This window comes from Actinophytocola sp., assembly GCF_036402745.1.
GTDB lineage: Bacteria > Actinomycetota > Actinomycetes > Mycobacteriales > Pseudonocardiaceae > Actinophytocola.
In genome coordinates this window covers 15391-29201 of the sequence record NZ_DASWSJ010000151.1, presented here as the reverse complement: position 1 = coordinate 29201, position 13811 = coordinate 15391, and the positions used below count along the sequence as shown (strand labels likewise).

Genomic DNA, 13811 nt, shown 5'->3' with positions numbered 1-13811 from the left:
TCTCGCATAAGTTCATGCCGCGGGCACGGTGCGGCGGGACGTGCGCCAGGCGGCGGCCCGGTCGATGAGCCATGCCGTCGCCGGGACCACGGCCAGCGCGGTGCACCAGCCGCCGACGGTGTCGGTCGGGTAGTGGGCCACCAGGCCCGCCTGCGCCCACGCCGCGGCCGCGCCCACCACCAGGGCCACGGCCAGCATCAGTGCGAAGGCGGCGACCGGTCGCAGGCGGTGCCAGGCGAGCATCACCGCGATCATGGCCAGCGCGGTCGCCGACGCGGTGTGGCCGCTCGGGTAGGACAGGAAGTCGCCGTGGATGTGGCGGTTCACGAACGGTTTGATGGCGGTCGTCGCGGTGATCGTCAGGCCGGTGCCCAGCACCACGAGTACGGCCATCCGAGGTCGGCGCAGGAGCAGCGACACCGCCGTGAGCAGCACGACCAGCGAGGCCAGGCCCACCGGCTCGCCGGCGAAGTCGATGGTGAGCGCCAGCGGGCGGTACGCCGACGTCGAGCTCTCCAGCCAGGGCAGCAGCTTCGCGTCCAGCGGCCCGGCTGAACTCTCCCCGGCGAACCGGACGCCCAGCGCGACGACGACCACCGCGGCGAGCACCGCGAGGACGGCCAGGGGGCGGCGAAGAGCAGGCGGCAGGGTCGGCAGCGGGAGGCTCACTCAGCTCCAGATGTCGTGGTGGACGTTGAAGATGACCCGGGAGCCGACCGGCTCGAGCTTGATCGGCAGCTCCTTCATACCCGAGAGCTGCGCCCGCACGGCGCGCTGATGCTCGACGGGACACGTCACCAGCAGGAAGCCGCCGCCGCCCGCGCCGGTGACCTTGGCGCCGGACGCGCCTGCCCCGAGCGCGGCCTCGACCGCCTGGTCGATCTGCCCGTTGGACACGCCGGCCGCGAGCGCCCGCTTGGCCTGCCAGCTCTTGGCCAGCGCGATACCCAGCGAGCCCAGGTCGCCGGCCCGCAGGCCGCTCGCCGCCTCGCCGGCGAGGTCGCGCAGCTGGTGCAGCTGCGGGAGCCGGTCGGCGATGTTGGCGGTCTGCTCCTTGAGGATCGTGTCGGCGCTGCGGGTGATGCCGGTGAAGAACAGCAGCAGCTCGTCCTGCATCGCCCGGCGGTCGCCGGGGGTGAGCTGGATCTGGTCGACCACGGTCCGGTCGCCCGGGCCGAAGTGGATGTCGCAGAGCCCGCCGAACGCGGCCGCGTACTGGTCCTGCTTGCCGATGGGCTTGCGGCAGCGGTCGATCTCGATGGTGCACGCGCGCTCGGCGAGGTCCTCGGCGGAGAGCTGCTTGCCCTGGTAGGCGAACAACGCGTGCAGCAGCCCCACGGTGACCGACGACGACGAGCCGAGGCCCGAGCCCGCGGACGGGATGTCGGCGAGCGTGGTGATCTCCACGCCGCCGCGGATCCCGGCCATGTGCAACGCCTCGCGGACCAGCTCGTGCTCGAGGTCCTCGACCCGGGAGACGATCTCCTTCTTCGAGTAGTTGACGTAGATGTCGTCGTCGAAGCGCTGCTTGACGACCACGTACACGTACTTGTCGATGGCCGCGTTGAGCACCCGGCCGCCGTGCTCGCGGTAGTAGCTCGGCAGGTCGGTCCCGCCGCCCACCAGGCCGACCCGCAGCGGTGTCTGGGTGATGATCATGATGCGCGCCTGCCTTGCCACTCGTCCCGGGCACGGGCCAGCGCGGCCGGCGTGCCGATGTCGATGAAGTACGCGTCGTCCAGGGAGATCGCGCGGGCGCGGCCGACCAGCCGGGGCAGGAGGTCGTAGCCGATGTCCTTCGGGAGCGGGTCCTCGATGAGGTCGAGCACCCCCGGCGCGAACGCGTAGACGCCGGCGTTGGCGAGGTCGCCCGGCGGGGCGGTGGGCTTCTCCACGAAGCCGGTCACCGTGCCGTCCGGCCCCACCTCGACGATCCCGCACCGGGTCGGGTCGGGCGCGTGGAACAGGGTCAGCGTGGCGATCGCGCCGCCCGCCCGGTGCGCGTCGACGAGCGTCTCGAGGTCGAAGTCGGTGAGGTTGTCCGCGTTGACCGCGAGGAACATGTCCTCGCCCGAGACGAACTCGCGGTTCGCCACGAGCGTCCCGGCGCTGCCGAGGAGCCGCGGCTCGTGCACGACGCGCACGAGCGGCGCGCCGGACCGCGCGGCCACGTGCGAGCGGACGAGCGGGGCCAGGTGGTGGGTGTTGACCAGCACCTCGCGCACGCCGACGCCGGCGAGCGCGTCCAGCCAGATGTCGAGCAGCGTCCGGGATCCGATCCGCAGCAGGCACTTCGGCGTGCTGTCGGTGATCGGCCGCAGGCGGGTGCCGAGGCCGGCGGCGAGCAGGAAGGCCTTCACGTGGCTGCCTTGCGGACCACGCCGAGCGCGCGCATCTTGGCGTCGGCCGCGGCGAGGATCTCGTCGAGGCCCTCCATGCCCGCGAGCCACTCGGCGTACTCGGCCACCGAGTCCGCCGGCGTGCGCCGCGGTGCCCAGCCGAGCTGCTTGATGGCGTCGATGTCGGAGAGGATGTGCCGGGTGTCGCCGAAGCGGTACTCGCCGCTGACCCGGCCCGGCTCCCGCGAGCCGTACTGGCGGCGCACGACCTCGGCGAACTGCTCGGTGGTGTACGCGGTGCCGCCGCCGACGTTGAAGACGGTGCCGGCCGCGCGGTCGTCGGTGAGCACGAGCAGGTTGGCGTCCACCACGTCGTGGATGTTCACGTAGTCCCGGATCGCCAGGCCGTCCTCGTACAGGGTCGGCGCGCCGCCCAGCAGGTAGTGCAGGTTGAAGATCCGGCAGGCGCCGGAGTAGGCGTTGAAGACCGACTGCCGCGGGCCCTGCACGATGCTGTACCGCAGCGCGACGGTGGGGATGTCGTAGCGGCGGCCGAGGTTGATCGCCACCAGCTCCTCGGCGTACTTCGACATCCCGTAGGCGTTCTGCGGGTTGGCGATCCGCTCCGGCGTGGCCTGCAGCTCGAGCGGCCCGCCGCAGACCCGGCACGCGATGTCCCACCGGGACCGGGCGAGCGCGAACTCCGGCCGCATGTCGGGCGTCTGCTCGCCGTGCGTCGCGCACCGGTAGAGGCCCTCGCCCATCGCCGACTGCGAGGACGCGACGACCACCCGCCGCAGGTCCAGCCTCTCGGCGACGATGGTCTCGTACAGCAACGCGGTCGAGGTGACGTTGACGTCGGTGAAGGTGGAGAAGTCGGTCAGGTAGTCCTGGTAGGCGGCGAAGTGGTACACCGCGTCCACCCGGCGCAGCAGGTTGGCGAGCAGGTCGCGGTTGCGCACGTCGCCGACGAACAGGTCCACGCCCGGCGTCAGGTAGCTCGGCGTGCGGTCGCGGTGCACCGGCGCGGTCAAGCTGTCCAGCACCACCACGTCGTGGCCGAGCGACACCAGCCGGTCGCAGGTGTGCGAGCCGATGAACCCGGCGCCGCCGGTGACCAGGACCCTCATCGCCGTCCCTCCCGAGTGGACCGTCGCGAGTGGACGGCGCGGTAGACCTCCAGGGTGGCCTCGGCGGTGGCGGTCCAGGTGAACTCGCCCGCCCGCACCGGCCCGGCCGCGCGCAGCCGCGGGCCCTCGGCGCCGCAGGCCTCGACGATGGCGTCGGCGATCGACTCCGGGTCGTTCGGGTCGGCGAGCAGCGCCGCCCCGCCCGCGGTCTCGGGCATCGCGGTCGCGTTCGAGGTGACCACCGGGCACGCGGACGCCATCCCCTCGAGGATCGGCAGGCCGAAGGTCTCGTTGAACGACGGGTACACGAACACGTCGGCGCTGCGGTAGAAGTGCACGGTCTCCTCGAGCGGCACGCCGCCGACCCACACGATGTCCCCGGCCACGCCCAGGCTCTCGGCCAGCGTGCGCAGCTCGGCGGCGTACTCCTCGTCGCGCCCCGGCCCGACCACGACGAGCTGCCGGTCGCCGAGCTGGGCCTTGGCGGCGGCGAACGCGCGGATCAGCCCGCCGCAGTTCTTGTACCGCCACAGCGAGGACACGAACAGCACGAACGGCTTGGTGACGCCGTAGTCGCGGCGCACCCGCTCCCGCGCCTCGTCCCGGTCGCCCGGGTGGAAGAGCTCGTGGTCGACCGCCTCCGGGATCAGGTGCACCTTCGCCGGGTCCACCTCGAGGTAGCGGTGCAGCTCCGAGCGCAGGCTCTCCGAGTTGATGATGATCGCGTCGGCGGCCCGCGCGGTGTGCGGGTAGGCCAGCCGCCGGTAGACGCGCGCGGCGAGGCGCACCGACCCCGGCGCCGTGTACGCGTGCATGGTCTTGATGTGCACGACGAGCCCGGGAGCCGGCTTGACGATGGGCGCCATGAGCGTGGAGAACACGTCGATCCCCGACCGCGGCAGCCGCAGCGGGGAGTAGAGGTGCTCGCTCGCGGTGCGCAGCGGCGGCCGCTCGTTGGACCACGGGTAGGTGATGTAGTGGACGTTCGGCCCGTAGCCCTCGTGCATCGGCCGCAGCTTGGGGCTCACCAGCAGGTGCAGCTCCTCGCTGTCGGTGAGGCGCTTGGCCATCTCGGGGATCATGCGGGTCCAGAACCAGTGCGCACCGGAGGGGTTGTCGGGATCGTCGGTGAGCAGGTTGATGGCGACCCGCATGCGGTCAGAACGTGGTTGCTGCGACGGCATCTGGACTCATCCGTGACTGTCGGACGTACTGGGCGAGGAGGTGCATGCAGGCCTGGTGGGCGTCCTCGATGACGCCGTAGTTGCCCGAGTCGACGTGGACGGCGACCGCGGCGGCCCGCCGGGCCGCGCCACCGTCGAACCCGGTCAGCGCGATGGTCTGCATGCCGTGGGCCCGGGCCCACTCCAGCGCGCGCAGGATGTTGGGCGAGCGGCCCGAGGAGGACACCGCGATCAGCACGTCGCCCGGCCGCGCCTGGGACTGCAGCTGGTACTCGAAGACCGAGTCGTAGCTGAGGTCGTTGGCGATCGCGGTGAGCAGCTCGACGTTGGTGCTGAGGCTGACCACGCGCGGGGTGAGGTCGGTGCCGTTGCGGATGCCCTTCACGTGGTCGCACTGCAGGTGGTTCGCGATCGACGCGGAACCGCCGTTGCCGCAGGAGAAGACGACCGCGTCGCGGGTGTAGGCCTGGGTCAGCACGTCGGCGGCGCGCCGGATGTCGGCGAGGTCGACGGTGGCGAACGTGCGGGCGAGCTCGGCGACGTAGGCGCCGCCGTACGCGTCGGCCTCGTCGAAGCGGTGGGCGGGGAACTTCACCCGCTCGGCGCGCCGGCCGCCGGAGACCTCGGCGGCCTCGGCGAGGATGAACTCGGCGAGGATGAACTCGACGGCGCTCGCGAGGTCCGGGAACGACGTGACGTCCGGGTCCGGGCTGGTGGCGGGGCCGACGAACAGCGGCCGCGCGCCCACCGCGCGGGCCATGCCGAGGTCGGTTATCCGGTCGCCGACCACCCACGACACGGACAGGTCGAGGTCGAGGTTCTGGGCCGCGGCCAGCGCCATGCCGGGGCCGGGCTTGCGGTCGGCGCTGGTGCGCGCGAACGCCTCCACGGTGCCGTCCGGGTGGTACGGGCAGAACAGCCACAGGTCGACGTACGCGCCGTGCCGGGCGAGCTCGGCGATCATGTGCTTGTGGACCTGCTGGACGTCCTCGATGCCGTAGTGGCCCCGCGCGACGCCCGCCTGGTTGGTGACGACGGCGACCGGGATCCCCGCCGCGTTGAGCGCGGCGATGGCCTCGATCGAGCCGTCGATGAACTCGACCCGGTCGACCGAGCCGACGTAACCGTGGTCGACGATGATCGTGCCGTCCCGGTCGAGAAGAACACCTGCCTGGGTCACGGTTGGACCACCTCTCGCACTCCCCGTCTGAAGGTCGTCGGGATCGCGGTCGCCGTTACGATGCGGTGCGCCGCGGTCATCTTGGGATCCTTTGTGGACGGTCTAATTCGGATTCGGCCGGCGCGCGTCTGGTCAGCAGCGCGGCCGCGATCGCCAGGTGCAGCAGGTACGGGGAGGCGTCGCCGAGCCCGGACTCGGTGTAGGAGGACACCAGGCAGTACACGATCAGGAACACCGCGCACGCACGCGCCGGGGACGGTGGCCGCAGCGCGGCGATGACCACGAGGGTGAGCAGGAACAGCGCCACGAGCGCCACCCCGACCAGGCCCTGCTCGTAGTAGACCGACAGCCAGCTGCTGTCGATCGGCAGACCGTTGAAGGACTTGTTGGTCAGGCCGAGGCCGAACACCTCCTGCATCAGCGACCGCGGCTGGTCCAGCAGCGCGTTCCACGTCTTCTGCCGGCCGGTGAGGTTGGCGAAGTTCTCCGTGTCCTGGCCCCGCAGGACCCAGGTCTGGACGGCGGAGGCGAACCCGACCGCGACGACGCCGACGACGATCGTGCCCCAGGCGAACGCGCGCCGGGCGCGGGCGTTGGTGAGGAACAGCGACAGCCCGGCGACCAGGAGCCCGACGACGAGGCCGAGGGTGGCGGTCCTGGTGTGGCTCAGGAGCAGCAGCACGACCGCCGGCCCGGCGATGAGCGCGACGCTGCGCCCGTCGGTGAGCTTGCTCAGCCACAGCATCACCACCAGGCCCGCGACGATGGCCCCGTACTGGCCGACCTGCGGCGCGGTGAGCGGCCAGATCACGCCGACGAGCCGCCCGTCGTAGAGCGACGGCCGGGCGAGCCCGGGCGCGACGACGAGACCGACGGCCACCGTGGCGAGCACCGCGCCCAGGAAGCGGACGTGATGTCGCACGAACACCATGCCGTTGCCCCACCAGCGGGTGAGCAGCCACAGCGTGGTGACGAACAACGCGAACCGGAAGCTGCGGAACAGCGAGCCCAACCCGCCGGTGAGCTGGCCGCTGCTGGCGAAGCTGACCACGACGAGCACGGTCAGCATCAGCAGGTACGCGCTCGGCCGCAGCTGGACCCGCGGGTTGACCACGAGCGCGAGGACGAACGCGGCGCCCACCGCGCCCATCGTGATCATCTGGATCAGCGGCCGCGGGATGGGCAGGATCGTCTGCGGCCCCTGGGAACCGAGCGTGTTGACGAGCATCAGCACCCACGCGGCGCCGACGAGCTTGGGCACCCGCTCGGGCTCCGGGCGGGTGGACTCGGCCGGCGCCGCCGGCTGCTCGGTGACGCTCACGATCTGGCTCGCAGGCGCACCCACAGGTGCCAGCCGAGCCGGCTGCCGCTGCCCAGGCCGTGCACCGGCAGCGGCGGGGCGTGCAGGTAGCGCTGGTAGGACTCGAGCAGCTCGAAGTCGCGGAAGTCCCGGGCCACCTCGCGGTTGGAGTACACCCGGGCGAACGGGTTGAGCGGCCCGTCGGTGCTGCGGTGGGTGAAGTTGTCGAGCTTGAGGTACTCGCGCAGCCCCACCCGCTCGGCGTTGTCCAGGTGCTGGCGCAGCATCGGCGAGGAGCGGGCCAGCCTGGTGCGCCGCAGCGGGTAGGCCGCCGCGAGCGTCGCCCGGCGCACGAGCCGGATGCTCACCTGGTAGTTCAGCGAGGAGCGGGCATAGAGCATCGCGACGAGCGTGCCGCCGGGCTTGAGCACCCGGTGGATCTGCGCCTGCGCGCCGAGGATGTCCGGGATGTGGTGCAGCACGCCGTGGCTGAACACGACGTCGAACGTGTTGTCCGGCCAGGGGATGTCCAGCGCGCTGCCCTGGCGCAGGCCGTCGTGCGGCAGGTCGCGGATGGTCAGCCGGGCCCGGACCCGGTCCACCGACTCGCTCGTGAGGTCGAGGCCGGACCAGCGGGCGCCGCGGCGGATCAGCTGCTCGGACTCCGCGCCCTGGCCGAGCCCGATCTCGAGCACCTTCTTGTCCCGCCAGTCCGTGCGGTCCAGGCAGGCGGGGATGTGGCCCTCCTGCCGGTAGCGCCACGCGTCGTAGGAGGCGAAGAAGCTCTCGTAGTCGTCGGCGAACGCGCCGTGCAGGCCGCCGACGATGTGGTCGCCGCACGGGTGCGCGTTCCAGAACGACTGGACGTCGGTCTCGTTCATGCTGCTCCTTGTCGCCACCGCTCACCCGCCTGCGAGGGTGAAGGTGCTGTCCTGGTCCTGGTTGTACGGGTCGTCCTGCCAGTCGGCCGAGTCCAGCGTCGTCTGGGTGTCGAACGGCATGAACTTCCACGGTCCTAAGTAGACGTTGGCGTGCCAGTGGTTGTCCTGCTCGAAGGTGATCGCGTTCTGGATCACGTCGTCGAGGTAGGGCGACCAGTCCGGGTAGGTGCCGACGTTGGAGATGACCGCCATCCGCGCGCACATCGGGGACGTGCAGCCCATCGCCTTCGGGTCGAACGCGAACCGGTTGTCGTGGATGTCCACCCGCTGGGTGCGCCACCGGCAGTCGTCGTAGAGGGGCTTGTCCGCGATGGCCGGCTGGGCGCACTTCGAGGTCTTGTCCACCACCCGGGTGCAGATGCCGGTGGAGGTGTTGGCCGCGCTGTTGCAGAAGCGGTCCGCGTTCTCCCACAACGTGATCCCCGACCAGTTGTCCTCGAGGTTGTTGCCGGAGATCTCGATCTTGTCGGTGCGAGCCTTGACCCTCGGCTCGCCGCCGGCCTCGGAGATGTAGATCGACGCGGACGGGAAGGGGTCGCCCCGGCTCGCGAAGTCCTTGCCCTCCACCCAGTTGTTGCGCCGCAGCGTGTTGTCCCTGATGACCGCGTTGTAGCTGGTCTCGTAGAAGATCGCCGAGGCGTCGTTGTCCTCGATGAGGTTGCCCTCGATGACGAAGTCGTTGTTGTTGGTGTCGGCCCACAGGCCCGCCCCGCGGTTGTCGTGCACCCAGTTGCCGCGGACGTCGGCCCCGTTGACGTGCCAGAACTTGACCCCGCCGGTGCAGCCGCAGCCCTCGACCTTGGTCTCCCAGTCGTCGGTGTTGTTGCCGACGATCTCGTTGCCCTCGACGACCAGGCCGGTGATCGTGTCGCCGTCCTTGTAGGCGTTCATCCCGTACTGGCCGTTGTCGCGCACGCAGTTGCCGCGCACCTGCTGGCGGGCGCCGGCCATCATGCCCGCGCCGCCGTTCTCCTCGATCGTGTTGTCCTCGATGACCCAGCCGTCCCCGGAGTCGTGGTTGACCACGCCCTCGTTGGCGGGCGGCACGAAGCCGCGGATGGTGAGGCCCCTGATCGTCACGTTCGACGAGGTGAACACGAACGCGTAGCGGTTCTTGCCGCGGCCGTCGAGGGTCGCGCCGGGGGCGCCGAGGTAGGTGTCGCCGTCCTTGGGGGCCACCGAGCCGTACTCGTCCTCGGTGAGCGTGTGCTTGCCGGGCGACAGCCAGAACGTGCTGCCGGCCGGGCTCGCCTCGGTCTTGGTGGCGAGGTCGTTGTCGACGCCGGGGTCGACCGTGATCGCGCCCGCGGGCGCGGCCTTCGGGCCGGGTTTGGTGTGCCCGCACACGGCGGCCACCGCGCCGGTCGGTGCCTTGCTGGTGAACCCGTTGAGGTCGGTCGCGCCGTTGCCCGCCGGGGTGGAGGTGCACGCGAACAGCAACGGCGACAGTGCGCACAGCAACACCGCGCGCCGGGCGCGGGTCCATTGCCGAGTGTCCACAGTAGAACCTCCAGGTACCGCTAACGATCGAAGCGAAGCAGGGTGAGCAGGGTGTCGCCGCCTCGGACGGGACCGCTGCCGAGCACCGTCCAGGCGGGCTCGCGGCGGCCGAAGCCGGGCGAGTACCACCCCAGCGGAGGGCTGGTCTCGCCGCGGTGCGCGGACCAGTCCAGGCGCGCGGGAAGCTGGAGCGTGGCCGTGTGGCCGGGCCAGCTCAGGTGTGCCGTGCTGCCGGCCAGTTCGACCTCGATCTCGGGGCCCAGGTGGAACGCGAGCCGGCCGGCGTGCTCGCCGTGCCCGTGCACCTCGTCGGTCACCCGCAGCTCGCGGGCCCGGCCGTCGAGGTCCACCGAGCGCCGGTGCGTCGCGCCGTAGCCGTCGTGCTCGGCGCTCCACCGCGCGGCCCGCGCGAGGATCACCTCGGTGTGCGCGTGGCGGGTCCACAGGAACGGCCCGCCGCTCGTGGACTGGTCCTTGCCGTCCAGCTCGAGCGTGTTGTGCCCGAGCGTGGACCGGAAGTACGAGCGCCACCGCGGCTGCCCGTGGTAGCAGTAGGTGCCGGGGTCGGCGAGGACGTCCACGCCGTCGTGCCGGACCTCCAGCGACAGCGCGTCGGCGTGTGCGTGCGCGGCGATCGACAGGAACCCGTGCGGGCCGCCGTCGCAGCGGCACCAGATCTCGCCGGTGTCGTCGGTGGCACGCAGGATCGTGAGCCCGGCGTCGGCGAGGTGCCCCGGGCGCTGCGCCGGCCGGACCGCGGTCACGTCGAGGCGGCCGGCGAGGGCGGCGAGCAGCGGGGTGCGGACGTCGGTCCCGGTGACTCCTGGCCACCAGTCGAGGCGGCCGAACACCGCGTCGCCGGTGGCGAGCAGCGAGGCCCAGCGGTGCGTGCCGGCACCGTCGAGCACCAGCCCGTGGCCGTCGTCGGCGTCGCCCTGGCGCGGCGGGTGCAGCGTGGTGTCGACGATCGCGGCCAGCGCGTCGCACATGCCCAGCAGCACCAGCCAGGTCGACTCGGGCACCGCCACCCCGGCCGCCCGCGCCTCGAGCGCGCCCGCGAGCCCCAGCTCCAGGACCAGGCCGTGGTACTCGGTGGCCAGCTCGCGGTTGAGCCCGGAGCCGAACGTGTTGCGCCGCAGCTGCTCGTCGAGCAGGCGCATGGCGCCGGCCCGCCAGCCGGTGGACTGCGGGAACCACGGGAACGCGCTCGCGGCCGCGAGCTGGCCCGCGGCCTCGGCGATCACGTGGTTGTTCGCCGACGAGCCGCGGCTTTCGAACGCGGCGAGCCAGCGCTGGTGGTGCCAGATCTGCGCCAGCGCCTCGGGGTTGTCCTCGAACAGCCCGGGCGCCTCCGCCCAGCCGTCGAGCAGCCGGCGCACCCACACCCACGACAGCAGCCGGATGCCCAGCTCGATCCCGCTGACCCAGTGCACGCCGCGCATCGGCGGGTTCGCCGCCCACCACGACCGCAGGTGCTCGGCGACCCTCGTGGCGTACCGCTCGTCGCCGGTCAGCGCGTACGCCGCGGCCAGCACGGTCAGGTGCTGGTGGCGCGACGGCTCCCAGATCTGCTTGATGTCGCCGACCGCGTCCTCGCTGCGGTAGGCGATGTCGAACGAGTAGACGTCCTCTGGTGCGCGCCGGCCGGTGCGCGGGTCGGCCGACCAGTCCGGCGCCACCAGGTCCTCGCGGGCCACGCCGAAGAACTCGGCCCGGCCCTCCAGGTACCGGTCGGCCGTCTCGACGAGCCGCTTCACCGCGTCCGCCGGCACCTCCGGCAGCGCGGGCACCTGGGCGAACTCCCGGCGCGGCAGCCAGGTCGCGGTCGCCGGGTCGGTGAGCTCCTTGCGCCAGCGGCGCTTGCGCAGCACGTCCCCCGCGCGGCCGGCGACCTCGTGCGGTCCCATCCGGGACAGCCTGCGCAGATACCAGCCGGGCGACATCATCTCGGTACGCCGTTCGACGCAGAGCCGTTCGTGGCCGGAGCGGCCGCCGGCAGCTCCAGCCGCACCGGCGCGCCGGTGTTCAGGCTGGTCTGCACGGCCAGCGTCGCGAGCGTGGTCGCGACGAGCGAGTCGACCGGGACCGGCATCGGGCCGCCGCCGGCCACTGCGGCGAGGAAGGCGTCCAGCTCGGCGCGCTGCCCCTTGTCCCGCCCGCGCGGCAGCCGCGGGGTGGCCCAGCGCTTGCGGGCGAACACCGACGCGCGCACGAAGTCGTCCAGCCGCAGCACCTTCTTGTCCGCGACGAGGTCGAGCGTCTCCTTCGGGAAGCCGGGCGCGCCGGTGGTGGCGTAGGTGATCGTGGCGGTCGAGCCGTCCGGGTAGCGCAGCACGATCTGCAGGTCGTCCTGGCCGGGGGTGGCTGCCGCGTAGACCGACGTGGGGTCGCCGTCGAGCAGCCAGCTGACCGTGTCGACGAAGTGGCCGCCCTCGCCGGCGAACCGGGAGCCCTCGCTGCCGGCCTGGTTGTACCAGGAGCCGTGGTCGAGCTTGCCCGCGTTGACCAGGTAGCGCACCGACGCCGGGCCGACCCGGGTGCCGAACTGGTGCTTGGCCTGGCGCAGCAGCGGCGCGAACCGGCGGTTGAAGCCGACCTGCAGCCGGTCGTTGCCGGACTCGGCGATGGCGTCCAGCACGACGCCCACCTCGGCCTCGGACAGCGCCAGCGGCTTCTCGACGAACACGGCCTTGCCGGCCCGCAGGGCCCGCGCGGTCAGCTCGGCGTGCGAGCTGTGCCGGGTCACCACGAACACCGCGTCGATGTCGTCGTTGTCCAGCACCGAGTCCAGGTCCGTCGACGCCGCGGCGAAGCCGAACTTGCGCCGCGCGTTCGCCGCCGACAGCGCCGTGGTGGTGACGACGTGGCGCAGCGCGACGTCCTCGCGCTCCACCAGGTGCGGCAGCAGCATCGACGAGGCGTAGTTGCCAGCGCCGACGAAGCCCACCCGCACCGGCCCGACGCGGCGCTGCCACTTCGCGCGGGGCACCGAGCCGTCGGCGGCGACGGGAACCGTGAGCACGACGGGCTCGGCGGCGGCGTCCGGGCCGGCGTCCGGGTAGCGGAACAGCACCGCGACGGCCTTCAGCTCGCCACCGCCCAGCGCCGCGTAGGTCCCGGTGGCGTCGGCGAAGTCGGCCACGTGCGAGATCAGCGGCTCGACGTCGACCAGGCCGCGGGCGGCGAGGTCGAGGAAGCACTCCAGGTTGCGGCGCTCGGTCCAGCGCACGTAGCCGATCGGGTAGTCCCGGCCCTCCAGCTCGTAGGACGGGTCGTAGCGGCCGGGGCCGTAGGAGCGGGAGAACCGGACGTCAAGCTCCTTCTCGTAGTAGGCGTTCCACGGCAGGTTCAGCGAGCACTTGCCGATGTCGACGACCGTGCCGCGGTCCCGGGACAGCTTCGCGGCCAGCTCCACCGGCTCGTTCGTGCTGCCGCCCGCCGCCAGGTACACCTGGTCGACGCCGTGCCCGCCGGTGATCTCGCCGACCGCCGCGTCCACCACGCCCGAGCCGGGATGCGCGCACACCAGCGCGCCGAGCCGCTCGGCCAGCTCGCAGCGGCCGGGGTCGGGGTCCACGCCGAGCACCCGCACGCCGGAGGCCGCCAGCAGCTGCACGACCAGCTGGCCGATGAGCCCGAGGCCGATGACCAGGGCGACGTCGCCGAGCTGCGGCTCGCCGCGCCGCACCCCCTGCATGGCGATCGAGCCGACCGTCGCGAACGCCGCGTGTCGCGGGTCGACGCCGTCGGGCACCCGGGCGTAGAGGTTCTTCGGCACCCAGTTCAGCTCGGCGTGCAGCGCGTGCTCGTTGCCCGCGCAGGCCACGAGGTCGCCCACCGCGACGTCGTCGATCCCGGCGCCGACCTCCACCACGACACCGCAGAGCGAGTAGCCGAGCGGGGTGTAGGAGTCGAGCTTGCTGGTGACCTTGCGGTAGGTGGCGGCCAGGCCGTTGGTGGCCACGCTCTGCATCACCTTCGCCACCTGGTCCGGCCGCGCCTTCGCCTTGCCCACCAACGACTTGCCGGCCTCGGACACCTTCATCAGCTCGGTGCCGGTGGAGATCAGCGAGAACGCGGTGCGCACCAGCACGCCGCCGGGCTTGCCCGCGGGCACCGGGACGTCGAGCAGGGTCAGCTCCCCGCTCTTGTAGTTCTGCACTACCTGCTTCATTTCCGCCTCTCCGGAACTAAGACCTTTGGTCGCGTCGTGCGGCGATCGTCCTGGCGGCCACGT

General features: G+C 72.1%; 11 protein-coding genes. All 11 read right to left on the bottom strand.

Features of this window, described 5'->3' with window-relative positions; all coding sequences use genetic code 11:
• Positions 1 to 12: 12 nt before the first annotated feature.
• Positions 13 to 669 carry a phosphatase PAP2 family protein gene (locus VGD70_RS14775; RefSeq protein ID WP_331082015.1) on the bottom strand — a complete coding sequence of 219 codons (657 nt, stop codon included), beginning with the start codon at positions 667 to 669 and terminating at the stop codon, positions 13 to 15.
• Positions 670 to 1659 (bottom strand): GHMP kinase, encoded by a 990-nt coding sequence (locus VGD70_RS14770; protein ID WP_331082014.1) that lies wholly within the window; start codon positions 1657 to 1659, stop codon positions 670 to 672. It lies immediately after the preceding gene.
• Positions 1656 to 2360 (bottom strand): nucleotidyltransferase family protein, encoded by a 705-nt coding sequence (locus VGD70_RS14765; protein ID WP_331082013.1) that lies wholly within the window; start codon positions 2358 to 2360, stop codon positions 1656 to 1658. The genes VGD70_RS14770 and VGD70_RS14765 overlap by 4 nt, the downstream gene beginning before the upstream one ends.
• Positions 2357 to 3469: an NAD-dependent epimerase/dehydratase family protein gene (locus tag VGD70_RS14760; RefSeq protein WP_331082012.1), complete on the bottom strand. Its 1113-nt coding sequence runs from the start codon at positions 3467 to 3469 to the stop codon at positions 2357 to 2359. Before VGD70_RS14760 ends, VGD70_RS14765 begins: the two co-directional genes overlap by 4 nt.
• Entirely contained in the window at positions 3466 to 4623 is a 1158-nt protein-coding gene (locus tag VGD70_RS14755; RefSeq protein ID WP_331082011.1) for a glycosyltransferase family 1 protein, read from the bottom strand. Before VGD70_RS14755 ends, VGD70_RS14760 begins: the two co-directional genes overlap by 4 nt.
• Before the next feature lie 4 nt (positions 4624 to 4627).
• Positions 4628 to 5833, bottom strand: coding sequence for an HAD-IIIA family hydrolase (locus VGD70_RS14750; protein WP_331082010.1), 1206 nt, complete (start codon positions 5831 to 5833; stop codon positions 4628 to 4630).
• Positions 5834 to 5909: 76 nt separating this feature from the next.
• Positions 5910 to 7157 carry an O-antigen ligase family protein gene (locus VGD70_RS14745; protein WP_414637968.1) on the bottom strand — a complete coding sequence of 416 codons (1248 nt, stop codon included), beginning with the start codon at positions 7155 to 7157 and terminating at the stop codon, positions 5910 to 5912.
• Positions 7151 to 8014 carry a class I SAM-dependent methyltransferase gene (locus tag VGD70_RS14740; protein WP_331082009.1) on the bottom strand — a complete coding sequence of 288 codons (864 nt, stop codon included), beginning with the start codon at positions 8012 to 8014 and terminating at the stop codon, positions 7151 to 7153. The genes VGD70_RS14745 and VGD70_RS14740 overlap by 7 nt, the downstream gene beginning before the upstream one ends.
• A gap of 21 nt (positions 8015 to 8035) precedes the next feature.
• Positions 8036 to 9574, bottom strand: coding sequence for a right-handed parallel beta-helix repeat-containing protein (locus tag VGD70_RS14735; RefSeq protein WP_331082008.1), 1539 nt, complete (start codon positions 9572 to 9574; stop codon positions 8036 to 8038).
• 20 nt (positions 9575 to 9594) lie between these two features.
• Positions 9595 to 11517 (bottom strand): alginate lyase family protein, encoded by a 1923-nt coding sequence (locus VGD70_RS14730; protein WP_331082040.1) that lies wholly within the window; start codon positions 11515 to 11517, stop codon positions 9595 to 9597.
• Entirely contained in the window at positions 11517 to 13748 is a 2232-nt protein-coding gene (locus VGD70_RS14725; RefSeq protein ID WP_331082007.1) for a bi-domain-containing oxidoreductase, read from the bottom strand. Before VGD70_RS14725 ends, VGD70_RS14730 begins: the two co-directional genes overlap by 1 nt.
• Between the last annotated feature and the right edge of the window lie 63 nt (positions 13749 to 13811).